The organism is Polaribacter sp. (assembly GCF_049276715.1).
Lineage (GTDB): Bacteria > Bacteroidota > Bacteroidia > Flavobacteriales > Flavobacteriaceae > Polaribacter.
Map to the genome: position 1 here is coordinate 1 of NZ_JBASWY010000007.1, position 23461 is coordinate 23461.

Below are 23461 nucleotides of genomic sequence, written 5' to 3' on the forward strand. Positions count from 1 at the left end.
TTGTAATGTCTGCATTGTCTGAGGTGCTAATGACAGTTCCGCTTTCATTTTTCCATTCGTAGGTGTAATTATCTCTCGGATTTTCTACAAAAATATTCAAAGGCAAATCGTTTAAACATAGAATTTGTGGCGTAGTTACTGTAAAATCGGGTAATGGATTTACAACCACATCAAAAGTAGCATCATCATTTACACAAGAGGTTCTTTTGTTTTGAATTCTTACAAAAATAGTCTCTGTGGTGTTTGTATTTTGATAAGGAGAAATTATATTAGAAGTTCCATTAGAAGCATCTGCTTGCGATAAATGGAAGGTTACAGTAAAATCATCAGGATCTTGAGAAACTCCCAAAAGACTTGCAATTTGACTGTCTAAATCTATGTTTTGAATAATACCATTGGTATCATCACCATCCAAATCATCATCACAATAAGACAAGTTAGAAACAACATCGAAAGTAGGTTCTGGGTTTACAATGAGGTCGAAATTTGAAATTCCGTTTGCACACATCGTGTTTGCATTATACACACGCACAAAAATGGTTTCTCTGTTTGGAGTGTTGTTCGAATATGGCGAAATTAATGGATTATTTCCAGCTTGAGCATCAATTAAAGAACGATGATAAGTTACTGAAAAAACGCTAGGATCTTGTGTGCCTAAAATACCAGCTGTTTGTGATTCTAAATCGATAGTTTGCGAAAAACCATTTCTTGCAAAACCATCAGAATTATCATCACAAATTTCTAAATCTGCTACAAAATTGGCAATTGGTAAAGGATTTACAACGACGTTAAAATTGGTATGATCTGTAAAACAACTAGTTGTGTTATTGGTAACTCGCACAAAAATAGTTTGAGAATCACGAGTTGTATTGGCAAAAGGCGATGTTTGAGCGTTGTTACCAGCATTTGCATCTGCAGCAGAAAGGTGGTAAGTTACTGTAAAATCAGCAGGATTTTGAGTGCCTAAAATAGTAGAGGTTTGACTTTCTAAATTAAAAGATTGTACAATTCCATTCGTTGCATTTCCATCATTTATGTCATCACAAAGTTCCAAATTATTAACATTATTTGCACTTGGAACCGTGTTTGTTCTTAAATACAATTCGCCTGTTCCACTGCAATCGTTATTATTTTTATTGGTGATTTTAAAATAGATAGTTTGTCTTGTAACATCAGATGGGTAACCAATATTTCTGTACTTAGAAATATCAGCAATTTTATTAATAACTGCTGTTCTATCTCCTTGGCTTTCGAAATAAGATACTTCTAAAACTGGTATTAGAGCAACAGGGAAGAATGCCAAAATTTCAGCATTTGCAATACTAAAATCAAAATTGGTAATGCCATCTGTATCGTTATTTGCAGGGCCATTTGTACCATCAGTTTGAAGAAAATCATCACAAACAGCAGGGAATTCTTTGTTATAAGCAACATCTGCAGCAGCTTCTACTTCCAAATTTATTTTAGAAATGGTATAGCAATTTTGATTAGAAATAGTTCTAACCCAAGCTTCTCCATTTTGGTTTACAGGATAACGTAATTTATCTGCAACCTCTGGTGTTCCTGCAATTGCATGCGCTTCAGTTTCGAAATAAGTGAACGTTTCATTCTGATAATTTGTAGAAATGCTAATTTCTGCTTCTGTTAAATTTACAGTCGAAATTCGGTCTAAATCATCATCACACTGTAATAAATCTACGACTGCAATAACAACAGGTGCCAAGTTTACAATTAGTTTAATTTCATTAGAAGTTTTTGGACAAGAATTACCTGTTCTATTTAAAATTACCCTGTATAAATTATTATTGTAAGAAATTGGAGTGTTTGTGATCTGCAAAGTGCTTGTTTTACTACCAGAATAAATAGCATTATTTACAATGGAGTTCCAATTTGTACCATCTGTTGAAACTTGCCATTGAAAAGAATCTGCAGTAGAATCTATGGTGATTGAATCTGTGAGATTTTCACAGAATGTAACATCTGTAAAAGGCGTATTGATAATTATTGGAGCACTGATCGTATAATTTGCATTCGGATTCGTGTAACCATCTGTTGTGTTTATAACTCTTCCTTTTACATCTACTTGAATTGGCGAATTTCCTAAAACTCCATCTGAATTATTATCTGTAAAACCAGCTTCGAAAACGTCAAAACATTCATCATTATCAGAATCTAATTCTAAGAAATTGAGAATATTATCTGCATCTGAGTCTGCAATTGTATAGTTTAATGTACTATTATCATTTGCTGTTTCTAAAGAGTTTAACAATCCATTTAAACCAACATTTGCTGCATTTGCATTGTCTAAAATACCATCGTTATTTGCATCAATTCCAGAATGATTTGCTTCGACCAAATCAAAAATTCCATCATTGTCAGAATCTAAATCTAAATAATTTGGAATGCCATCATTATCTGTATCGATATTTATAGTGATTCCTGTAAAAGCATCATCTAAACCATCCAAATCTGCATCCGAGTTTAACAAAGTGATTTTTGGGGATGAAGCTTCTGAGATGTCTGGAATTCCATCATTATCAGAATCGACATCGAACATATTTTCAATTCCATCTCCATCAGAATCTAAAGAAAAACAAGTTAGTTCTATATTTCCGCTAAAAGTAGATGCGTTGGAGATTGCTGTTTGCTGATGTTTAAAATCTATTTGAGTTACTTGATTTGCCAAAAACTGAAAAGTACTTGCTACACCTGTTGTGTTCGCTTTGTATTTAAAATGAATTTCTGAGGCTGAAATCTGAGTTACGTTATCTTCAAATACTCCATCAAAATTGCTATCTATTAACAACTGGTCATCTGGATCTAGCAGGGTAATGTTTTTTGTATTTGGTGCTGTTTTTATGATGAAAAACTCGCCTTCAGAAATTACATGATCTATGGCTTTGTTTTGAGTGAATTTAAAATTTATATTTTGTGTAAAATTGAGTTGATACTTTTGTTTAGAATCTACACCAGGATTTATAACCGATTGAAAATTACCATTATTTTGTGCTGTAAAAGCATTAGAAGTTTCAGTACTATCGTAAACACTAGAAATGATAGTTGAATTTGTAGAATTATCTTGAAAAATTATGGAAGGATTGTTAATGTCCAAGATGTTTAAAGTGGCATTTCCAATGGATTCATCGCAATTTAAAATACCATCATTATCAATATCTACATCTAAATTATCAATAATTAAATCACCATCAAAATCATCTGGACAAAGACTTACAGGTATTTCTATAGACTCGAAAGTAGCACCAGAACAATTAATAATTCCTACTAATTTGTATCTACCAGCTTCTATGGGTTTATAATTTTCTTGTGTGCTTTTTTCATCCCAAGTTGTGGTTATTTCATTATAATAAAACCATTTAAAACTGTCGAACAAATCTGTATTTGCAGCTTGTAAAGTTACGTTTGGGATACAAGTTCCTAATGTTGTAACTGTAGTGTCGAAATTTATTTCTGGTGATGATGGAAAACCAGAATAAAAACTACCAGAAGTTGCTGCACCATTCCTGTTAAAATACGCACAATACAACTCTTCACTACTTTCTACACTTACATTTCCTGTTAAATTGGTTACTTTATAGGTTACATAATTAGGGTTGCCATCTACTACATTTGGCCCAGAAACAACAAAATCTGCTATTGGTCTTCCATTAACTTCAACAACTGCACCTGAGTTTGTAACAATGGAAATTCCACCTTCAAAATCATCATTACCAATTTTTTCAATATCAGAAATATTATCAACTTTCCCTCTATTTTCGCAACTTAAAGGTGGTACAAAAAATAGTCCTTGATTTGCAGCACTATTTCCAAAACCAACACCCTGATAGGCAAATGCGGGCTTAGAAGTTTGTACATACATGCTTCCACCAGCATTGTAATTTAGGCCTTCTAATACATGCCATTCACCTTTATTTATAGTAGTAACAACTCCACTTCCATTTACCCTAATTTCTGTATTGTCTTCATGAGCAACGATTAATGCATTTTCCCAATCATCCAATCCATCACCTCTAACAAAAATATATTCTGTACCCACTTTAGATGCATCAACAATTTGATCAATACCATAATCTCTACCATTAGTACCACCATGAAAACTGCTGGTTGCAGAGCCTGAATTTACAACTACAGGCTTATCCGATTTTATGAGTGTTCCTATTAGGTCATTTGGGTCTCCACCAACATCAAAAGAAACAGAAACAATAAAACTTTCACCTTCATTTAAATTTGTTGTAATTGGCAAAGCACCACTGTAATTATTTATCACGATACCTGACGTAAATTCGTCGAAAGTAACATTTGTATTATTTTCTGATGCCATAACAGATACAAAGTTTAAATGTCCACCTCTTGCTTGGTCATTTGCAAAAGCACCCATTCTAAAATCTGTACCCAAAGCTGAGTTTCCTTTACAAACAATAGCTGCTGCTTGAAATGTATTTACTGATCGCATTCTAACAGAAACATAAACCACATCATCTGCTTCTATAATGTACCCTTTATTTGAAATAACTGTTGCAGTTTGATTAGATGCTTGAAAAAGTTGATCACCAACATCCAAAGAAGAGGTTGTAAAAGGAGTTGAATTAGATACAATACCTTTTATTTCTGATGATGAAGGTTGTCCTACAGGAATAATTCGAAAACCAACATTTTTATTTTTGGGTGTAGAAATGTATATAAATTGATTTGCAATAGGGTCGTCACTAGTAATTGGAGGTAAATAATGCTTTTTACTTAATTGTGCACTTAAATTTTGAAAAGCTAAAAGGCTGATAACTAAAGTTAAAAAAAACGATAATTTTTTATTGAGCATTTTTAATAGTTATGATTATTTATTTGCTAAAAATAATAAGAAATAGAGTAGAAAATATCAAACTTTAACAAATACTTAATTCTCTGTAACATTTACAATAAAAAAGCTACATATATTTATACTTATATTTCTTATACTTAAAAAAAATAACGAAATTGCTTGTCTAAAAATTTGTTCAACTTTAAAAACTAAAAAAAATGTCTGATGATTTTGATTTATTAGAAACGAATGCAAACCAAAAAACTGAAAAAGTTGAGGTAAATTGGGGGAAAGCTGTAGATACCATGAAGTCTAAATTAGCGCAAGAAGAAGACCCGCAAAAACGTCAAAAAATATTAAATGCCACTTTAGATGATGTTGTACACATGGCAGAAAAAGATAGAACCACGCTTTTAGATGCTATAAAAGATTTAACTGATTACCAAGATGAAGTAGGTATTATGTTCGAAAAATTTTCGTCATTAAACCCAACTGAACAAAAAGTAATTGATGATGCCCAAAAAGAATTAGAGAGAGCTAGAATTGAGTTAGAAGACGCTCAAAACAAACCAGATACTTGGTGGAATAATCTTTGGGGAAGAAAATCGAAGATTAAAAAAGAAGAGCAAGAATTTGCTGAGGCAGAAAAAACAAGAGCAGGAGCAGATAACAAAGCAAAAGCAATGTTTCAGCAACGTATAGAAAGTGCTGATATTCAAACACTTTTAGGTGAACTTTCTTTTAAGTCTCAGGCTGCAGTTACCCGTTTAAAAAATAGAGAAGTAGAGATTAAAGAAGTAGAAGAAAAGTTGAAAACGGCTATTGTAGAAGCTTCTAAAAATCATACAAAAGCTTTAGAGAAAAAGAAAGAAACTGAAGATAAACTAGAAGAGCAATATGCTTTGTTAAAACAATCGCGTCAAGAATTAGATGAAATTGCCGACAAACAATCTACAGAATATTCAGAGGCAATTGGTAAAGTAACAACTATAGAACAAAAAGTAGAAGAGTTAGAGGGTTTAAAAAACGCTTATACAACTTTAGCTGCGAGTAAAGATAGTTTTGTACACAAGCATAATTTAACTATTAAGGTTTTAACTTCTTTACGTTCTAATTTACAAACGCATAGAGCAAAATTAAAGTCAGATACTGAAGAAAGATTAAAGTATTATGATGGTTATGTAGTTGCTTTAAAAGCAAGGACAGATCAAGAATTTGCAGCTATTTTAGAGCATTTAGGTGTAAAAACAGATGAACATATAGGGGCTACTTTGGCTTCTATGCATTCTGCAAGTGCAAGAGCTCGTCAAGAAATGATGGATAATATTCCTGTTCACGAAAAAGTAATGAATGGTGTCTATAGCACATATGCAGAGGCTTTGCAAGAAATTAGAGAGAAAGATTCTGATATTCAGAAAAACTTTGCAGACAGATATGGAATTGATATGAAAGAAATTTTCGAAGATTTTTACAAGGCTGATAAAACTGTTCCAAAACCAGAAGCTGATAAAACTCCTGAAACTCCAAAGAAAGATGTTTCTAATGATGATATGTTAGGATAACGTCTTGGCGAAAGAGGAACGATTGAAGCAATCTGTAATTTAAAAGTAAATAATCTTTTGGGCGTTTCCCTATTTTTTGAAATGCAAAATAGGGTCAGGCTTTACATTATATCTTTTTCTGAAAAAGAAAAAGGATGCCATTTCAATCCTTAACGCAACAGCATTTTTTAAAATGTATTGAGTTTTTAAAAGTATATTTATTATTTAAATATTATATTTACAAAACATAAATATAAAATATAATTATTTTGTTATATTTGTATAAAATTATTTAAAAATGGCAACATTTACATCCTCATTACCAGATAATCTTTTAGAAAAATTATCTGCTTTAGCAAAAGAATTACAGCTTCCTAAAAATAGGTTAATCGAAAATGCATTGGAATTATATTTAGAGCAAATAGAAAAAGCTAGTTATATAAAATCATATAAACAAGCAGCAACAGATGAAGATATTTTATTGGTGGCAGAAGAAGGTATGCAAGATTATTTCAACGCTATGAACAATGCAGATTCTAATTAATGAAGCAAGGTGAAATTTGGGATTTATATTTAAACCCAACTAAAGGTAGTGAGCAAAGTGGAAGAAGACCTGCTGTAATTATTAGCGGGAATATGTTAAACAAATATTTACAAGTGGTAATTGTCTGTCCTTTAACAACTAGCATTAAAAATTATAAAGGAAATTTAATTTTAAAACCCAATGCAACTAACGGTTTGTTAAAAATTTCTGAAGTTTTAACATTTCATGTTCGTTCGGTTTCTAAAACTAGATTAGAAAATAAAATTGGTCAAATTCCTTTAAAAGATGTCGAGAGTATCAAAAAAACATTAAATGATATTTTGAAGTATTAAATATGATTACAACTCCTTTAGATTCGGCTGTTTTAAACTCCAAAGAACAATATGTTTTCTATCATAAAATGGTAGATTTTGTTTTAAAAGAGTTGATAATTGGTATCCAACAAAAACAATTACTCAGTCAGCAAGAACTCATGGTTTTTAAGCAGTATTCTGATCTGCTTTTATATTCTATAGAAGCAATGCGTGTGAAGTATATGTATGATGAAGAGGATAATATGAAGGTCGATTTAACAAATTCAGGTTTTCCTAATTATTTAGAATTCAGGTATTTGTATAACGATTTGGAGTTAAGAAATCAATATTTAGATAAATTAGTTGATACAACTGTTTTAAAAGAACAGTTTTTAGACACGCTTTTACGCAAAAAAGAATCCATCAAAAAAACGGATTTATTTAAAGCTTCATCTATTATTTATTATACCTCAGTTGAAAAAAAATATATTTTCAATCGTTTTGTACAAGGTAAAATTTTAGAGGGGCCAGAAAATGCAAATTACGATTATGTAACAAGTTGGAGTTTTTACGATGTAAGTCATAACAGGCCTTTTATTTGTTATATGTACTTTAATTACGATGGAAAAAATGCAATAAATGACAAAGAAAAAATTTACCAAACTTTATTAGAAAGTGCAGATAGAGAAATGTCTTTAGATACAATGGCTTATAATATTGATAGAAAATTGCCAGAAATTCAACCAAAACATATTAAAAGAATAGATTTAGGGCCCTTACATAATGTGTTTGCAAAAGACGAATACGAAATAACACATGCCATTTTAAAAGGCATTGCAGATAAAAATATAAGCTTAGAGTCTTATGCTATTTCTTTAAAAATTGATGAAGTTTTTTCTGGAGATACATTTAAAGAAGGTGGGTTTTTCTCTAAACAAACCATGCAAAAGTGGAGCGATGTTATTGAGCAAAAATATCTTTTTGCACCTCACAGAATCATTCAACTTTTGTACAATCAAGTTCCTAGAGCTTTAGATAATTTGGCAAAAGAGCCCATTCAAATGGCAGATCTTAAAATTGATAAAATATAAATATTAACTCGTGTTTTTTAAAATTTACGCGGCATAAATAACTAATTTTTCCCTTTGAGGAAATGTCTGAAAGACAAAAAGGCTTATGGAACACAATTCAACTTTTCCAATCAAACAGAACGAATTAGATATGCTTCGCGATGAAGCTACAGGATACTTAAAATCTGTTCAATGGGAGCAAAGTAACAAAGCGAAAAGTAGAGATAAAGAAGCAAAAGATGAATCCATTTTGTTGTATCTATCCAAAGCAAATAATGGAAGTAATGTTGATATCACCTCTGTTTCCAAAACTATTTTAGCTTTAAAAAAGAGATTATTACCAGATTCAATTGCAATACCTGTTCATTTAAATCAGACATTGTTTGCAGTTCAAGAGGGCTTAACTTTGGGTATTTGGATTAAAGATTCTTACTATGATGCCTCTGGTTTATCCTCTTTAAATGAACGTAAATCAGCCTTAGATTCATCAGGAAAAAGAGAATTTGAAAGCAAATTACAAACGGCTACAGCCTTTCAATTATTTGCAACATCTTATAAAATTTTACACGATTTAAAACCTTTTGCTTCAGACGATTTATCTGTAATGAAACAAAAGTTTGCAGGCATTCCAGAAGTAACATTTTTATCACCTTTAAAAGGAATTGCGTGTGTGTTATTTTATTTTGATAAATATTTAGGACATCCAGAAATTGTAAAATCTGACAAAGATGTTGTCGATTTTACAGTAGTTTATTTTACGGCTTTAATTGATGAAATTCAGTTGCGTAAAAGTAGTTTAGAATACACAGAAACAATTGTTGATAGAACTTATAAATTAGAAAATTCTGATTTTGCAGTTTCTGGTTGGGAAAACGTTTTTCAAGGAACAGCCAAAAGCGTAGAATTTAATAAAGTACAATTCGAACAAATTGTAGGTAATAAAGATGCCAAGCATTTTGCACGTAGATTAACAGAAAGAATGTTAAGTTACGATTTTGAAGCAAAGAAAAATCCGTTTCAAGAATTGGGTGGTTTTATGCCCGTTTTTATGGGTTATGGAATTCCAGGAACAGGAAAAAGTATGTTAATTGCAGCGATTGCAACACGTTTAAAAGAACACTGTGATCATTTAGATATTCCGTTTTTATTCCATCCAATGCCAGATACTTTGATTTCTACTTTTCAAGGTGGTTCTGCAGAAAAAATGGTGGAATGGATGAAGCCAATGCAAGATCCAACCAAAATTATTTTTGCACCAATTGATGATGCTGAAAATAATTTACAAGAAAGAACTGCACAAGGCGTATCTGCTGGTGTAAAAGAAGTTATTGGTGTATTCTTAAGATATACAGAAGGTGCTTATGCTGTAAATTATGGAAATTCTTCTGTGGGATTATTTACAAACCTACCAGAAATGCTTGACAAAGCTGTAATTTCTAGAATTCAAGGTCGATTCAAAATTGATGGAGCAAGAACTGAACACGATTTTTTAGACCAAGATTATATTTGGTGGAAGAAATTTGAAAAAACAATTCCAGATTTTGTGAACATGCAAAATCCACAGAATTATGATTTCTTGAAAGACCAAGGACTCACAAAAAGTATGGGAGAAATCTTAAATTCAGTAGAAAAACCAAGTGAAGAAAGAGTTTTAGAAGCGTATGACAAAGCTGTTCAAAAACATAAAACAAGTGAACATTTATTTTTCGCGACCTTGTATAAAGAGATTCAGAAAATATTTCCATTCTTTTCATCAAGAGATGTTCGTAATATTCAGTCTGCAATTTCATTGCGATTAACAGATTTTGATTTAGAAAAAGATTGGTTCGAAAATCCTGAAATCTATTTCAAAAAAGATTACCAAACCAAGTTTAATATGTTGCAAGAATTAATGAAAAGCAATATGAAAGGTTTAAATTTCTCTGAAATTAGAAGACAAGAAGTGGTGCGTTATTTAGACAATGTTGCGACCATTGCAGATACAGATTTTAAACGTAAAGTTGATGAAAGAGTAAGTCAGTTACATATCGATTTAGAAGCAAGAAGAAATTTTGAAAGTGGAAATTAAAAACAAAATAACTAATATAACATCTAAAGTAATCTCTAACTTTTGGGGAAAACTAGAACACGTAAATTTCGATTTTACATTCAAAAACGGAAAATCTGTAAATTTAACACATGAAGTTTATGGAAAATCTGATGGCGTTGCGATTTTGCTATACAATCGAACATCAAAAAAAGTAATTTTATCTAAACAATTTAGAATGCCAGTTTTTGTTGCTGGAGTGAACAATGGATTTTCAATTGAAGTTGTTGGTGGAGCCATGGATGAAAATGAAACTGCAGAAACTTGTGTAATTAGAGAAACCAAAGAAGAAGTTGGTTATAGAATAGAAAAAGTAAAAAAAGTAACCACAACATTTTTATCACCAGGAATTGTAAAAGAAAGAGTTCATCTTTTTGTTGGAGAATATAAGAACGAAGACAAAACAGATAATGGCGGAGGTTTAGAAGCAGAAAATGAAGAAATAGAAGTTTTAGAAATATTTTTTACAGAGGCTTTAAAAATGATTGAAACAGAAGAAATTATAGATGCAAGAACGATTATGTTGTTGCAATATTTACAGATTAATAAGTTAATATAAAAAGTACCACAAAGTAACACTGAGATTTTTCACAGAGTTTCACAGAGAAAAATTAAAACCCTGTGAATCTCTGTGCAATCTTTGTGAATCTCAGTGTAATAACAATATGCAAAAACTAAAACAAGCAAATCTATATAGAAGCGAACTAATTCCCATTAGCGGAAAATTAGTAGAGCGTTACAATAAATGTTTGGTAAAATTAGGTTTTACAGAAACCAAATTAACCTCTTTTTCTATTGATGGAATTGGTTGGAGTCCAGAAATTGCAGAGGAAAAAGACGAGGTTTTTTACTTGAATAATGGTGAAGCGAATCCGCATGCAATTCTAATAACTCCGCTTCAAAAAGGATTGCCTATTTACAATTTTTTTCATTCTTTTGATTTAGATTTGATGAAATTGGTGTTTAAAACACACAATGAAAAAATAAACAACATCACTAGAGATTCAGCAATTTGTGTAGATTTTGACCAAGGCATAGATGTTTTTTACGAGCCTTTAGATGTTTTAAAATACAAAGATGTAAACATTAGTTTTCGTTTAATTGATGATTTAGATAAAGCAAAAGAAGAACAATTACAACTTATAGAAATCTTTAATAAAGACAATAATTTTATTGATGAAAACTTGCATCAGCAATTGTTAACATCAGCAAAAAAATATGGAGATTTAAGAGAAAGAGATGTTAGTTTAGAACCAATTATTTACACATCAGATTCTTTTTACACAAAAGCATTTGGAGGTATTTATTTGTTAAGAAACTTTATAACGCCCATTTTAATTTTTGAAGATAGAGAAACTTACAAAGAAGCAATTAATGATACAACTTTCGATGTTTTAATGTTCCATGTCTCTCAACCTGAATTAATAACGCAATTAAAAGACCATGTAATTATAGAATGTAATTTAGAAGAAGAAGTTGGGTCTAAAAGATATGAAAGAATTAAGAATTTTATATTTGGAGAAGTATTAAAAGAAACCCAACATCCTATAAATGAGATTTTAAAAGATAAAATGTTATTTAAAAGTTACTTGAATAAAATTGATATAAATACACGAAAAAAAGTAATGAGTATAGAGCGTTATTTAGATAAAAAACAGCTTGATAAAAACACCAAAGTAAAAGATATTGTAGATGAAGAATTTTATGTTGCGTTGCACAAACCACATTCGTCTTTAAGAGCAAATCATCAAGATTTAATATGGAAATTGCTTATAAACATTGCTCCAAAGGACGTTTTGTTTTGGTATTGGTATGACAAAGAAAATTTTTACAAGAATTTTAATAACTGGCCAGAATCGAAACAAGATTGGGTAATTGAAACGATTTGTAACAATTTTTAGAAAAAATAGACTAATTTTATAGAGAACATCAACCAAACATTATGACACTAGAACTAATAATTTTCATTGCATCCATTTTATTTGGAGCCGTTATTTTCTGGAGAGAATCTCAAGGAAATGGAGTCTATCGTTTTTTTAATAAAATGATGAATTCCAAAGAATTGCAAATGCAAGCTACAGATAAAAAAGGTTTTGTATATCAGCAATCGTTTTTATTACGATTGGTTTTTATTACAGCTTTATTTTTAATCGGAATTGTAATCACAAGATTTTTAATTCCTATTGATTTGGCAACTATTTCACTATTTGCATCCATGATTTTCGGAACTTTAGTAGGCACTTATGTAGCAGGTTTTATCTTTAAATCATCCACAATTATAGATGAGCAGTCAGAATCTTTAGAAGATAAATTTCAAGATGTAATCGAAAAAGGAAAAGATTTCATCCAAGATATAAAAGCAAAAGAACCAGTAGCTGAAGAAAAAGCACAAGAAGAAATTGAAAAACCAAAAGAACAAGAAAAAAGCGCAAGAGAGCGTTTAAAAGATAAAGGACTGTTATAATGAAAAACAAAGTTAGATATTATGTTTTAGTTTCGGCTATTGTTTTAATTGTAATTCAATTTATTATTACTGATTATAGTATTTTTTTTGATTGGAAAAACCTCCTTCCTTTTATATCTCTAATCTGTATAATTATTGCAATGTCTGGTAGTATTATTCATATTAATAAACATGGAGAAAATTAGATATTATTTAAAATATAAAACCCAGTAACTCACGCTGCAAGTTTCCTCCCATTGGGAGGATTAAGGTGGGCTTTAGTATGTTAAAAAATTATTGGAATAAAGGAGCAAAACAAAAAAGAATCGTTGTAATTCTTGCAATTATTTTATTAGGATTATTATTCTTTTTAAGAGACGATTATCAACCTGCATTGTTGTTTTTTAGAAAATTTGTATTCATCATTTTATTATCTTTTATAGTTTTGTTTCTTGGTTTAAGAAAATTCAGAAAATCTGCAAAAACAGGAAGCAGAATAGGGATCCTATTCATGTTAGCAATCTTTTTCGGAGCAATTTACTACGTAGGTTTTCATTTTAAAATGTACAGTTATATGCAGACTTACAATGTATTTAACGACCTAAATCGCATAGAAATTGTAGAATTACCTTTAACACAAAATGAAAGAATTCAGCCTTTAAGAAATATATTTTCGATGGCAAATGAATCTGTGGGTGAAACTAAAGATGTTTCTCTGCCACATTTGGTTCGAGTTGATGGAAATAATCAATGGACAATGGCTATTCAGCCAACAGAAAAATATTATTGGCAAGGTTTAAAAGACAATACAGAAGAGGTTTTTTCAGTTTCTAGTACAACACCCTTTCCTCGTTTTTCTTCAGAAAATAGAATTCCTGTAACGTTTTCAATTGGTGAATCTTTAAAGTTTAGTAGAAACACCTATAATGCAGTGGTTCAGCGTTTAAATCCTTGGATGTTGTTCAATTACGAACCAAGTGATACCTATTATATGAAAAACGATAAAGGTGCTTGGGTGCAAGTGGTGAGTTTGATAAAATGGAAAGGTTTCTTTTTTCCTTATCCTACTTTTGGTGGAGTAATGGTTGTAGATAATGGCGAACACAATTTTTATGATTATTTAGAGAGAATTTCAATTGGAAAAGGAAAATACATTTCTCCTGATGAAATGAAAAACTACCAATATTTAACCAGACAAAACACAGTTTCTGAAAAAGTATCGCGTTTGCAAGCAGAAAGTTTAAAGTTTTTAGCAGGTTTTTCTGATCCTTTGCCTTGGAACATGAAAACTGCTGTGAAAATTCCAGATTTGGCTGATGATCAAAATCAGCAACCCTTTGTAACTGATTTCGATTTTTCTGGCACAAAAACAGGCGCTTACAGTGGTTTGTATCATTGGTTTGGTTTAGAACCTGTGGGCGATGAAAGAACCAGTTTAACCTTTAGTGTTTTTATTCCTGCAGATGGTACAAATGCCTTGTATTTTTACGATCATGCTTCTAAAAAAGAAGGGTATGCAGGGGTTTCTGCAATGCCTTTAAAAGTAATTGAGTCAAGAAAAGAATACGATTGGTCTGTAAATAAACCCGTTGAATTTAGACCTTATATTAAAGATATTGCAGGTAGAAAACGATTGTTTTTCTTGAGTACAATTTCTGCTATTAAACAAGAAAATTCTCAGTTTGATGGTTCAGCAACTCCAGATTTAGCCTTAATAGACAGTGAATATAGAGATGTAGTTTGGATTGATGCCAAAAGGCCAAGTACTTGGAATGAGGAGGTTTATATGCAATTAAATGAAGCTTGGAGAACTAGCGAAAATCAAAATATTTATTTCGAAAAAGAGAAAACTATTTTAGAGCAAAACCGACAAATATTAGATTCCATTCAGTTGTTGTCTAAACAGCAAAAAAAGATTCAAGAAATAGAGCGTTTGCAAAAACAGATAGATTCTATTAAAATGAATCATTAACGTCATTGCGAGTTTGCGAAACAATCTTTTTATAAAACAGCGCATTTTTTTTAGAAGCTATTTCCAGCTTTCAATTATATCTTTTTTTGAGAAAAACAAAAAAAGGATGCCATTTCAATCTGGGCTAAACTTGCTTGCTGGCTTTTATTATTTCCTTCTTCAATTTTCGCTTAATTTTCGGTTTGAACTTTTCATTATTTGAATTAACAATAAAAAAGATGTAATCTATTTTTTGAAATTCCAACGTGTTATAAAGATAAACTTGAGAAGAAGTGATTTTTTTTCTTGAAACTATTTTTCCTTTGTTTATAAATAAAACTTTTTTGTCTTTAATATCAATTTCTCCTTCATTTGTATTTACGATATATTTTCTATTATAATTTATTTTTTCATATTCTGGTGTTTTCAAGTCATATATAATAAATTTTCTTATTTCTAATTTTGATAGTCTTTCAATATCATTTGTTTCTTGAAATTCTTTTGTTCTGCTGCAGTTAGAAACTTCGCTATTTTTCATATATACTAGATATATTGTATTTAAGTCAAAATTTCTTGTTGCACAAGAATTTGAACCTTGCTCAATTTCAATTGTAGCCGATTTTGTAATAGTTTCATTGGAAACCCATTCAGATATAAGTCTAAATGTGTATTTTGAGTTTGTTATGTTAGTAACTTGTCCAACAAAAATTCTGTCTGAAAATTCAATTTGCTTGTCAAAACTTATTGGCTTGCATTGACAAGCTTTTATAGCATTACTATATAAAGAAATTATAAAAATTAAAGTCATAAATATTCTCATAATTGTTCCTCTTGCTTGTAACTAACGGTTTTCTAGAAAGAAAGTTGCGGTTTTGATAACGAGGAATTTCCGAAGGAAATTCTGAAGTTGGCAAAAAGCAACAACTTTTGGTGAAGCTAAAAATAAGTAATTTTTTATACACGTTGTTGTAAAACGTTTTTTATTTCAAATTCAAATTCTTTAATTAATTTATTTATTTTTCTTTTATTTGCAAACCAATGAAATGGAGAAGGAGATGAATATAAAACAAAAGATATACAATTCACTAAAATCTCATTTTTATCATATAGAATAGTAATTTGTTTTCCCCAATCAGTTCCGGTTTCTCTCCAAGAAAAATTAATTATTGAAATATGCTGATTGTTTTCTGAAATATTCCATTTATTTCTTTTCGCAATCTTTTTTATAAAATTTGAATTTTTTCCCCTACTTAAACCTTTAATTCTTTGAAATTTATAAACACTAAAAACTGAATAAATTAAAAATCCACTTATAATCAAAGAAATAACTGATAAAAAAAGATAAAGTTTAATAGATTCGTTTTTGATTAAGTTAGAGATCATTCCCATTATTGCTATTGACGGAAAAATAAGTATATGAACTAAAGGAAAAAGATAATTTATTAATTTTTCAATAAACAATTCTCTAGTTACTATTTTTTCAGCTTTTAAAGATTTAGATATGTCTATTGGGATTCTGTTCATTCAAATGTTTTAAAACTTTAAGGTTATATCGAGTTCCAATTCGCTATATCCAGGGTTAGCGAAGTTAGTTTTTTTGAGCTAGAATATCAAGAGGAAAAACCTCCTATTTTAAAATTAAAGGTATTTAAATTCATCCAAAATACTTCCTTGGATTTATTTTCCTTGGTAAATAAAATTTTATTTTGTAACTTTGTGTGAAATAATGTTCTACAATGGAAAAAGTATCAAAATCAGAAGTGGTTTTAACTACCAAAAACTATTTAGCAGAAGCAAAAACAAGAAATCATTTTTTAGTAATAGATGAACCTGTAAATTCGGGTGGAGATGACAATGGACCAACGCCTGTAGAATATTTGCTTACAGCAATTGGTGGTTGTGTGTCAATTACTTTAAGAATGTATGCAGAGAGAAAAAAATGGGATTTAGGAAAAATTACCGTAAACGTTTCTCAAATAAAAAACGAGAAAGGTTCTTATTTAAGTGAAGAAATTCATTTTGAAAAAGAAGTTACAGAAGAACAAAGAACCAAATTACTAGAAATAGCAGGGAAATGTCCTGTTGCAAAAATGGTTAAAGGAGAAACAGAAATTGTAAGCAGTATTCAGTAATTCTGTTAACAGTTACAATTTTTAGTACACAGTTTCTAGTCAGTCAGTTCGAGTGATTTTTCTTTTTTGAAAAATTGTATCGAGAACTAGTTAAAATATAAAAATATAAATTATGAAAAAAGTATTAGCATTTGCAGGTAGCACAAGTTCAACATCTATCAATAAAAAAATAGCAACTTTTGCAGCTCAAAACTTACAAAACAATTCTTTTGATGTTGTAGATTTAAGAGACTTTAATGTGCCAATTTTTAGTGAAGATGAAGAAAAAGAGAATGGCCACCCAGAAGATGCAAAAAGATTTACAGCTTTATTAGACAATTACGATGGTTTTATAGTATCGTTAGCAGAACATAATGGTTCGTATGCAGCAGCGTTTAAAAATATTTTTGACTGGAGTACTAGAATAGAAAAGAATTTTTTTAGAAATAAACCATTATTGTTAATGGCAACTTCACCTGGAGGAAGAGGAGGGATCACAGTTTTAAATACGGCAGTTGCTTCTTTTCCACATATGGGAGCAAAATCGATTACCTCTTTTTCTTTGCCAAGCTTTTACGATAATTTTAAAGAAAGTAAAATTGTAAATGAAGAACAGTTAGCAGTATTAAAAGAGAAGGTGAAAGCATTCGAAAGCAAAGTAAACGAATAAAGAAATGAAGATAATTTTATACGGAAAACAAGGTCATGCATACACAGTTGCTTTTAAGAATTTTCTAAATTCAACTGATATTCCTTATGTATATAAAGATATTTCTAAAGATGTTGAAGCAAGAGAACACAGTAAGGAATTATATGATGGAGTTGCAAAATTTCCAACATTATTTGTAGATGATCAAGTTTTTTTAACGCCAACAACCGAAGATTTTAATAAAATAATGAAAGATTTAAAATTGAGAGCGTAGTTTTTTCAGGTTTCAAAGTTTAAAGTTCAAAGTTTAAAGTTTAAATTTCAGAATCTTTTTAAGGAAACAGTACAAAAAAGAAACAAGAAACAAGAAACAAGAAGGAAGTTGGAAGAATGAAGATAAAATGGAGTTAATAATCATCAATATGTAAAATTAAAGAATGTTTTTTAACACTCACAACTCACAACTCAAAACCAAACACTCAAAACTAACAACAAAAAATGGGAGACATTTCAAAAGACATAAAATCTACTTTTAAAAGTAATAAAGTAAAAGCATTAATCAATATAAAATACACTTCTAATTGGTTAAGCAGCAAAGAGAACGATTTTTTTAAACCTTATGCAATTTCGCCTCAGCAATACAACATTTTAAGAATTTTAAGAGGAGCAAAAGGCAGAATAAAGGTGCAAATTGTAAAAGATAGAATGATTGAAAGAGCGCCAAATGCAACACGTTTAATGGATAAATTATGTGATAAAACCTTAATAGAAAGAGAACGTTGTGAAGAAGACAGAAGAGTAGTGTATGTAAAAATTACCAACCAAGGTTTGGAGCTTTTAAGCACTATTGATGAAAATAAAAACCTTTCGTTTTTAGAAAATTTAACAGAAGAAGAAGCAACTACTTTAAGCGATCTTTTAGATAAAATAAGATAAAAAAAAAATTCTTTAAATATTTTCCTTGGAAAATATTTAAAGAAATAGTTATTTTAAATACAAAATTATAGAACTTCTCGATATAAAATTCTAAAAAAATAGAATTTCACTCGAAGTGACATTTTTAAATATTCAAACTAAGTATAAGAGTAATAAAATTCTGTTAGTTCGAGTGATTTTTCTAACTGTAAGGAAGAAAAATTTTATCGAGAACTAATTATAATCTACAAATCATGAAAAAACTAAAATCAATACAACATAAAACTGCAAGTCCGTTTGTAAATATGGGCCCCATAAAACTGCGTCAACCTCTGCCAATTCAAGGTATAGAAAACGTAGATCCGTTTTTATTATTACATCATTATGGACCTTATGCAATCTCAGAATTTAACAACCCTTTCGATTTAGGACCACATCCTCACAGAGGTTTTGAGCCCATTACTTTATTATTTAAAGGCGAGCAATTTCATAGAGATTCTCTAGGAAATGAAATGACTGTAAAAGCTGGTGGCGTCCAATGGACAACAGCTGGACGTGGAATTATTCATGCAGAAGCACCCACAAAAGAGTTTGTAAAAAAAGGTGGCGATTTAGAGGGAATTCAGTTATGGTTAAACTTACCAGCTGAAAAGAAAATGATGCAACCAAATTATCAGCATTTAGAAGATGAGCAAATTCCGAAAGTTTTTTCTGATGATAAAAAAGTGCAATTAAATATTATAGCAGGAAATCAAAAAAATGAATTCGGTTTGATAAAAACACAAACTTCTGTAAATGTTTTTACTGCAAATGCTGATGCAAATGGAAGTATAGAAATTGAACTTCCAGAAAATCATCAGTCGTTAATTTATTTGTTAGAAGGAGAAGTTTTGGTAAATAATTCTGATTTACTAAAGAAAGGAGAAAACCAGATGATTGTTTTCAATCAAGATGGAAATACCATTCAATTTAAAGCAAAAGAAAAAAGTACTTTATTGATTTTATCAGGAGAACCCATCAACGAAAAAATAACGCAATATGGACCTTATGTAATGAATACGCAAACCGAAATTTTAGAAGCAATGCGTGATTATCAGCAAGGAAAAATGGGGTATTTGTATTAGAATTTAAGTTTCAAAGTTTCAAAGTTTCAAAGTTTCAAAGTTTCAAAGTTTCAAAAGTTTATAAAATTGTCAGTTTGAGCATTGCTGAAATCAAAATATATTTTGATTGAAAGTAGCAAACGAAGTTTAAGAGAACTAATTAACCTTTCGACTAAGCTCAAGGAGATAAATCCTAAAAATATACATAAAATGAAAAAAACAATTCACAAATCAGACAGCAGAGGATTCGCAAATCATGGTTGGTTAAAATCGTATCATACATTTAGTTTTGCCAGTTATCAAAATCCTGAAAGGATGAATTTTGGTATGTTAAGAGTTTTAAATGATGATATTGTACAACCAAAAATGGGATTTGGCACACATCCTCATAGAAACATGGAAATCATTTCTATTCCAATTTCTGGAGCGTTATCACACAAAGATAGCATGAACAATCAACGTTCTATAGAAGTAGGGGAAGTTCAAGTAATGAGTGCAGGCACAGGTTTAACACACTCAGAATTTAATGATTCTAAAACAAATGAAGTAAACTTTTTACAACTATGGATTATTCCTGAAAAACAAGAAGTGGCACCTTATTACAATCAAAAAATGTTTGATGAAAGTGGCAGAAAAAATATTTTTCAGACATTAGTTTCTCCAAAAGACAAACAAGTAGAAGGCTCTTTACCAATAAATCAACAAGGCTATATTTTGATGATTGATTTAGAAAAAGGTTTTGAAACTGAATACGAATTAAATAATGGAGCCTATTTTTTCTTAATTGATGGAGAAGCAGAAATTGCGGGTGAAATGCTGGCAAACAGAGATGCAATAGGAATTGAGGATATTGAAAAAGTTAGAATAAAGGCAACAAAAAACAGCAAATTATTAATTGTTGATGTACCAATGATATAGTTCTATTCTAAAATAATTTTAAAGAAGCCAAAGAATACATTTCTTTGGCTTTTTAATTTCATAAAATAAACATATCTTGCAATGTATTATGCGCGCATAATAAATTTAATTCCAATAGATATGAAATACAAGCACATTTTTGAGCCTTTAGATTTAGGATTTACAACTTTAAAAAATAGAATTCTAATGGGTTCTATGCATACAGGTTTAGAGGAAGAAAAAAACGGAATTGACAAAATAGCGGCTTATTATGCAGAGAGAGCAAAAGGCGGAGTTGGCTTAATTGTAACAGGAGGAATTGCGCCAAACATCCAAGGTTGGACAGGACCTTTTTCTGCAAGAATGTCTACAAAAAAACATGCGATTCATCATCAAAAAATAACAGAAGCCGTTCATAAAGAAGGTGGTAAAATTTGTATGCAAATTTTACATGCAGGTAGATATGGTTACCATCCTTTTAATGTGGCACCATCAAAAATAAAATCGCCAATAACACCTTTTAAACCATTTAAACTTACAGAATCTGGAATTAAAAGAACCATTAGAGATTTTGTAAATTCTGCAAAATTATCTAAAATAGCAGGTTATGATGGAGTTGAAATTATGGGTTCTGAGGGGTACTTAATCAATCAATTTATTGCAAAAAGAACCAATAAGCGAAATGATAAATGGGGTGGAGCTTATGAAAATAGAATGCGTTTACCAATTGCATTGGTAAAACAAACTCGAGAAGCAGTTGGGAAAGATTTTATCATTATATATAGACTTTCCATGCTAGATTTGGTAGAAAATGGAAGTTCTTGGGAAGAAGTTGTGCAACTTGGAAAAGAAATTGAAAAAGCAGGAGCAACAATTATAAATACAGGAATTGGATGGCATGAATCTAGAATTCCAACCATTGCAACCTCTGTTCCAAGAGCTGCATTTACTTGGGTTACAAAAAAAATGAAAGAAGAAATATCAATTCCTTTGATAACTTCGAACAGAATAAATATGCCAGAAACTGCTGAAAAAATCTTAGCAGAAGGCGATGCAGATATGATTTCTATGGCTCGCCCTTTTTTAGCAGATCCTGAATGGGTAAACAAATCTGAAGCAGATAAAAGTGATGAAATAAACACCTGCATTGGTTGTAATCAAGCGTGTTTAGACCATGTTTTTCAGCAAAAAGTAGCAAGCTGTTTGGTAAATCCAAGAGCTTGTCACGAAACAGAGTTGAATTATAATCCAACTTCAACTAAAAAGAAAATAGCCGTAATTGGTGCAGGTCCTGCAGGTTTGGCAGCTTCTACAATTGCTGCACAAAGAGGACATTTTGTTACTTTATTTGATGCAAGTTCAGAAATTGGAGGTCAGTTTAATATGGCAAAACAAATACCTGGAAAAGAGGAGTTTTATGAAACCATAAGATATTTTCAAAAACAAATCGATTTACACAATGTTGATGTAAAACTAAATACCAAAATTTCTTTAAAAGATTTAGAAAATTCTGACTTTGATGAAATTATTTTGGCAACAGGCATTAAACCAAGAGAATTAAAAATTGAAGGGATAGATCATCCAAAAGTATTAAGTTACATAGAGGTTTTAAAAGATAAAAAACCAGTTGGAAAACGGGTTGCAGTAATTGGAGCAGGAGGAATTGGTTTTGATGTGTCAGAATATTTATCTCATGAAGGAGAATCAACATCATTAAATATTGATACATGGTTAAAAGAATGGGGAATAGATAAAACTTTAGAATCTAGAAGTGGAATTGAAGGCATGAAACCAGATTATGAAGAGTCTCCAAGAGAAATTTTTATGTTTAAACGAAGCAAAGGAAAGTTTGGAGAAAATCTTGGTAAAACTACAGGTTGGATACATAGGTCAACTCTTAAAAAGAAAAAAGTGCAATTTATTGGCGAAGTTACTTACACTAAAATAGATGACAAAGGTTTACATTATATTCAAAATGAAGAAACTAAAATTTTAGAAGTAGACAACATCGTAATTTGTGCTGGGCAAACTCCGTTTAAAGAATTGTATCAACCTCTATTAGATTTAGGTAAAAAAGTGCATGTAATTGGAGGTGCAGATTTTGCAAGTGAATTAGATGCAAAAAGAGCCATAAATCAAGGAGCAAGACTGGCAGCAGAATTGTAATTAAATTGTAAAATATTATTTTTAGTACAAGTTTTTTAAAAAAATAGCATCTAAGTTAACGTAACCTTTTTAAAAAGCAAAAAATGAAAAATATAATTTTATTACTTACACTGCTAACTAGTACTTTTATATATGCGCAAAGAGGTGGTGGAGGAATGGGAGGAGGAAGACCTCAACAAAATCAAAATAGACAACAGGGCACTGAAAGAGAAGTTAAAGAATTCAATGCAAGTGATGTTGCTGGTATTTTTTATTATGATGTAGCCGAAGTCATCAAAAAAATTAAAGTTAAAGATGATGAAATAAAAGCTTCAACTTCTAAAGCTTTAAAAGAATATAATTTTAAAATTAAAGAAATCTCATTTTTAAATTCAGACAAGTTTAAAGATGTAGACGTTTTAATGAAATCTAGCAGAGCAAATAGAGGTTTTAGACAAAGATCTTCTAATAATAACACAGATCAACAACCTAAAGAAGTAGATAGTTTAAGAATTAAAGTGAATAAAATTATTAGACCTATAAGTAGAGATGTAAATAATAATGAAGAAATATTAAACGAATCTTTAAAAAGCATATTATCTGAAAAGCAATTTAAGAAATGGTTGAAATACCAAGAAAATATTAAAGAAGAATTAGCTCCAAAAAAGCCTGAACGTAACAATAATAATAGAGGGCAGCAACAAGGTCAGAGAGGAAATGGTCAGCAAACAAGAGGCTTTGAATAATTTTTTGAATAGCCGTTCCTACAGTTGATTATAAATGCTTCAATATTTTATTTCTTTAAAACCTTATCAAAAAAAAGATATTCAATAATTAATTTAGTTAAAATAATCTTCTTTTAAAATATTAAAAAACTTCTTTATATACACTCCTTTGTAA

Annotated in this window: 21 protein-coding genes; 18 read left to right on the plus strand and 3 right to left on the minus strand. The window is 30.3% G+C overall.

The window, feature by feature from the left end; translation table 11 throughout:
- Positions 1 to 4834 (minus strand): IgGFc-binding protein (locus WAO74_RS01485; RefSeq protein WP_422159083.1); only part of this gene is annotated, 4834 nt, incomplete at its 3' end.
- 197 nt (positions 4835 to 5031) lie between these two features.
- Here WAO74_RS01485 and WAO74_RS01490 point away from each other — a divergent pair.
- The 10 genes from WAO74_RS01490 (at position 5032) to WAO74_RS01535 (ending at position 14762) form a co-directional block, all read left to right on the plus strand.
- Positions 5032 to 6375, plus strand: coding sequence for a microtubule-binding protein (locus WAO74_RS01490; protein ID WP_422159084.1), 1344 nt, complete (start codon positions 5032 to 5034; stop codon positions 6373 to 6375).
- 277 nt (positions 6376 to 6652) lie between these two features.
- The gene (locus WAO74_RS01495) at positions 6653 to 6898 is read left to right on the plus strand and encodes a ribbon-helix-helix domain-containing protein (protein WP_422159086.1); all 246 of its coding nucleotides are present in this window, start codon (positions 6653 to 6655) and stop codon (positions 6896 to 6898) included.
- Complete coding sequence (locus WAO74_RS01500; RefSeq protein ID WP_422159087.1) at positions 6898 to 7230, plus strand: type II toxin-antitoxin system PemK/MazF family toxin; 333 nt, start codon at positions 6898 to 6900, stop codon at positions 7228 to 7230. Before WAO74_RS01495 ends, WAO74_RS01500 begins: the two co-directional genes overlap by 1 nt.
- 2 nt (positions 7231 to 7232) lie before the next feature.
- On the plus strand, positions 7233 to 8282 hold the full coding sequence (locus WAO74_RS01505; RefSeq protein ID WP_422159089.1) for a hypothetical protein: 1050 nt from the start codon (positions 7233 to 7235) through the stop codon (positions 8280 to 8282).
- Positions 8283 to 8367: 85 nt separating this feature from the next.
- Positions 8368 to 10329, plus strand: coding sequence for an AAA family ATPase (locus tag WAO74_RS01510; RefSeq protein ID WP_422159091.1), 1962 nt, complete (start codon positions 8368 to 8370; stop codon positions 10327 to 10329).
- On the plus strand, positions 10319 to 10906 hold the full coding sequence (locus tag WAO74_RS01515; protein ID WP_422159093.1) for an NUDIX domain-containing protein: 588 nt from the start codon (positions 10319 to 10321) through the stop codon (positions 10904 to 10906). The genes WAO74_RS01510 and WAO74_RS01515 overlap by 11 nt, the downstream gene beginning before the upstream one ends.
- A gap of 106 nt (positions 10907 to 11012) precedes the next feature.
- Positions 11013 to 12248, plus strand: coding sequence for a DUF6638 family protein (locus WAO74_RS01520; protein WP_422159095.1), 1236 nt, complete (start codon positions 11013 to 11015; stop codon positions 12246 to 12248).
- 41 nt (positions 12249 to 12289) lie between these two features.
- Positions 12290 to 12811 carry a hypothetical protein gene (locus WAO74_RS01525; protein ID WP_422159097.1) on the plus strand — a complete coding sequence of 174 codons (522 nt, stop codon included), beginning with the start codon at positions 12290 to 12292 and terminating at the stop codon, positions 12809 to 12811.
- Positions 12811 to 12996 carry a hypothetical protein gene (locus tag WAO74_RS01530; RefSeq protein WP_422159099.1) on the plus strand — a complete coding sequence of 62 codons (186 nt, stop codon included), beginning with the start codon at positions 12811 to 12813 and terminating at the stop codon, positions 12994 to 12996. The genes WAO74_RS01525 and WAO74_RS01530 overlap by 1 nt, the downstream gene beginning before the upstream one ends.
- 77 nt (positions 12997 to 13073) lie before the next feature.
- Positions 13074 to 14762, plus strand: a complete 1689-nt coding sequence (locus WAO74_RS01535; RefSeq protein WP_422159100.1) for a hypothetical protein — start codon at positions 13074 to 13076, stop codon at positions 14760 to 14762.
- A gap of 124 nt (positions 14763 to 14886) precedes the next feature.
- On the opposite strand, the gene WAO74_RS01540 is transcribed toward WAO74_RS01535, so the two are convergent.
- On the minus strand, positions 14887 to 15549 hold the full coding sequence (locus WAO74_RS01540; RefSeq protein ID WP_422159101.1) for a hypothetical protein: 663 nt from the start codon (positions 15547 to 15549) through the stop codon (positions 14887 to 14889).
- Positions 15550 to 15695: 146 nt separating this feature from the next.
- A complete protein-coding gene (locus tag WAO74_RS01545; RefSeq protein WP_422159103.1) occupies positions 15696 to 16265 on the minus strand; it encodes a hypothetical protein in 570 nt (189 codons plus the stop codon).
- 212 nt (positions 16266 to 16477) lie between these two features.
- On the opposite strand from WAO74_RS01545, the gene WAO74_RS01550 reads away from it, so the two are divergent.
- From WAO74_RS01550 to WAO74_RS01585, 8 genes are all read left to right on the plus strand, one after another.
- Positions 16478 to 16873 (plus strand): OsmC family protein, encoded by a 396-nt coding sequence (locus WAO74_RS01550; protein WP_422159104.1) that lies wholly within the window; start codon positions 16478 to 16480, stop codon positions 16871 to 16873.
- 112 nt (positions 16874 to 16985) lie between these two features.
- Positions 16986 to 17522, plus strand: a complete 537-nt coding sequence (locus tag WAO74_RS01555; RefSeq protein WP_422159105.1) for an NADPH-dependent FMN reductase — start codon at positions 16986 to 16988, stop codon at positions 17520 to 17522.
- Between the two features lie 4 nt (positions 17523 to 17526).
- Positions 17527 to 17775 (plus strand): glutaredoxin family protein, encoded by a 249-nt coding sequence (locus tag WAO74_RS01560; RefSeq protein WP_422159107.1) that lies wholly within the window; start codon positions 17527 to 17529, stop codon positions 17773 to 17775.
- 224 nt (positions 17776 to 17999) lie between these two features.
- Complete coding sequence (locus tag WAO74_RS01565) at positions 18000 to 18437, plus strand: MarR family winged helix-turn-helix transcriptional regulator (protein ID WP_422159109.1); 438 nt, start codon at positions 18000 to 18002, stop codon at positions 18435 to 18437.
- A 233-nt stretch (positions 18438 to 18670) separates the two neighbouring features.
- A complete protein-coding gene (locus tag WAO74_RS01570) occupies positions 18671 to 19540 on the plus strand; it encodes a pirin family protein (protein WP_422159110.1) in 870 nt (289 codons plus the stop codon).
- A 189-nt stretch (positions 19541 to 19729) separates the two neighbouring features.
- Complete coding sequence (locus tag WAO74_RS01575; protein ID WP_422159112.1) at positions 19730 to 20437, plus strand: pirin family protein; 708 nt, start codon at positions 19730 to 19732, stop codon at positions 20435 to 20437.
- A 120-nt stretch (positions 20438 to 20557) separates the two neighbouring features.
- Complete coding sequence (locus tag WAO74_RS01580) at positions 20558 to 22582, plus strand: FAD-dependent oxidoreductase (RefSeq protein WP_422159114.1); 2025 nt, start codon at positions 20558 to 20560, stop codon at positions 22580 to 22582.
- A gap of 83 nt (positions 22583 to 22665) precedes the next feature.
- Positions 22666 to 23307 carry a hypothetical protein gene (locus WAO74_RS01585; protein ID WP_422159115.1) on the plus strand — a complete coding sequence of 214 codons (642 nt, stop codon included), beginning with the start codon at positions 22666 to 22668 and terminating at the stop codon, positions 23305 to 23307.
- The last annotated feature ends 154 nt before the right edge of the window (positions 23308 to 23461 follow it).

What these genes read in the sequence shown, in the direction of transcription:
- WAO74_RS01490 (WP_422159084.1), top strand. Translation starts at nt 5,032, where the DNA reads ATGTCTGATGATTTTGATTTATTAGAAACGAATGCAAACCAAAAAACT.
- WAO74_RS01495 (WP_422159086.1), top strand. Translation starts at nt 6,653, where the DNA reads ATGGCAACATTTACATCCTCATTACCAGATAATCTTTTAGAAAAATTA.
- WAO74_RS01500 (WP_422159087.1), top strand. Translation starts at nt 6,898, where the DNA reads ATGAAGCAAGGTGAAATTTGGGATTTATATTTAAACCCAACTAAAGGT.
- WAO74_RS01505 (WP_422159089.1), top strand. Translation starts at nt 7,233, where the DNA reads ATGATTACAACTCCTTTAGATTCGGCTGTTTTAAACTCCAAAGAACAA.
- WAO74_RS01510 (WP_422159091.1), top strand. Translation starts at nt 8,368, where the DNA reads ATGGAACACAATTCAACTTTTCCAATCAAACAGAACGAATTAGATATG.
- WAO74_RS01520 (WP_422159095.1), top strand. Translation starts at nt 11,013, where the DNA reads ATGCAAAAACTAAAACAAGCAAATCTATATAGAAGCGAACTAATTCCC.
- WAO74_RS01525 (WP_422159097.1), top strand. Translation starts at nt 12,290, where the DNA reads ATGACACTAGAACTAATAATTTTCATTGCATCCATTTTATTTGGAGCC.
- WAO74_RS01530 (WP_422159099.1), top strand. Translation starts at nt 12,811, where the DNA reads ATGAAAAACAAAGTTAGATATTATGTTTTAGTTTCGGCTATTGTTTTA.
- WAO74_RS01535 (WP_422159100.1), top strand. Translation starts at nt 13,074, where the DNA reads ATGTTAAAAAATTATTGGAATAAAGGAGCAAAACAAAAAAGAATCGTT.
- WAO74_RS01540 (WP_422159101.1), bottom strand. Translation starts at nt 15,549, where the DNA reads ATGACTTTAATTTTTATAATTTCTTTATATAGTAATGCTATAAAAGCT.
- WAO74_RS01545 (WP_422159103.1), bottom strand. Translation starts at nt 16,265, where the DNA reads ATGAACAGAATCCCAATAGACATATCTAAATCTTTAAAAGCTGAAAAA.
- WAO74_RS01550 (WP_422159104.1), top strand. Translation starts at nt 16,478, where the DNA reads ATGGAAAAAGTATCAAAATCAGAAGTGGTTTTAACTACCAAAAACTAT.
- WAO74_RS01555 (WP_422159105.1), top strand. Translation starts at nt 16,986, where the DNA reads ATGAAAAAAGTATTAGCATTTGCAGGTAGCACAAGTTCAACATCTATC.
- WAO74_RS01560 (WP_422159107.1), top strand. Translation starts at nt 17,527, where the DNA reads ATGAAGATAATTTTATACGGAAAACAAGGTCATGCATACACAGTTGCT.
- WAO74_RS01565 (WP_422159109.1), top strand. Translation starts at nt 18,000, where the DNA reads ATGGGAGACATTTCAAAAGACATAAAATCTACTTTTAAAAGTAATAAA.
- WAO74_RS01570 (WP_422159110.1), top strand. Translation starts at nt 18,671, where the DNA reads ATGAAAAAACTAAAATCAATACAACATAAAACTGCAAGTCCGTTTGTA.
- WAO74_RS01575 (WP_422159112.1), top strand. Translation starts at nt 19,730, where the DNA reads ATGAAAAAAACAATTCACAAATCAGACAGCAGAGGATTCGCAAATCAT.
- WAO74_RS01580 (WP_422159114.1), top strand. Translation starts at nt 20,558, where the DNA reads ATGAAATACAAGCACATTTTTGAGCCTTTAGATTTAGGATTTACAACT.
- WAO74_RS01585 (WP_422159115.1), top strand. Translation starts at nt 22,666, where the DNA reads ATGAAAAATATAATTTTATTACTTACACTGCTAACTAGTACTTTTATA.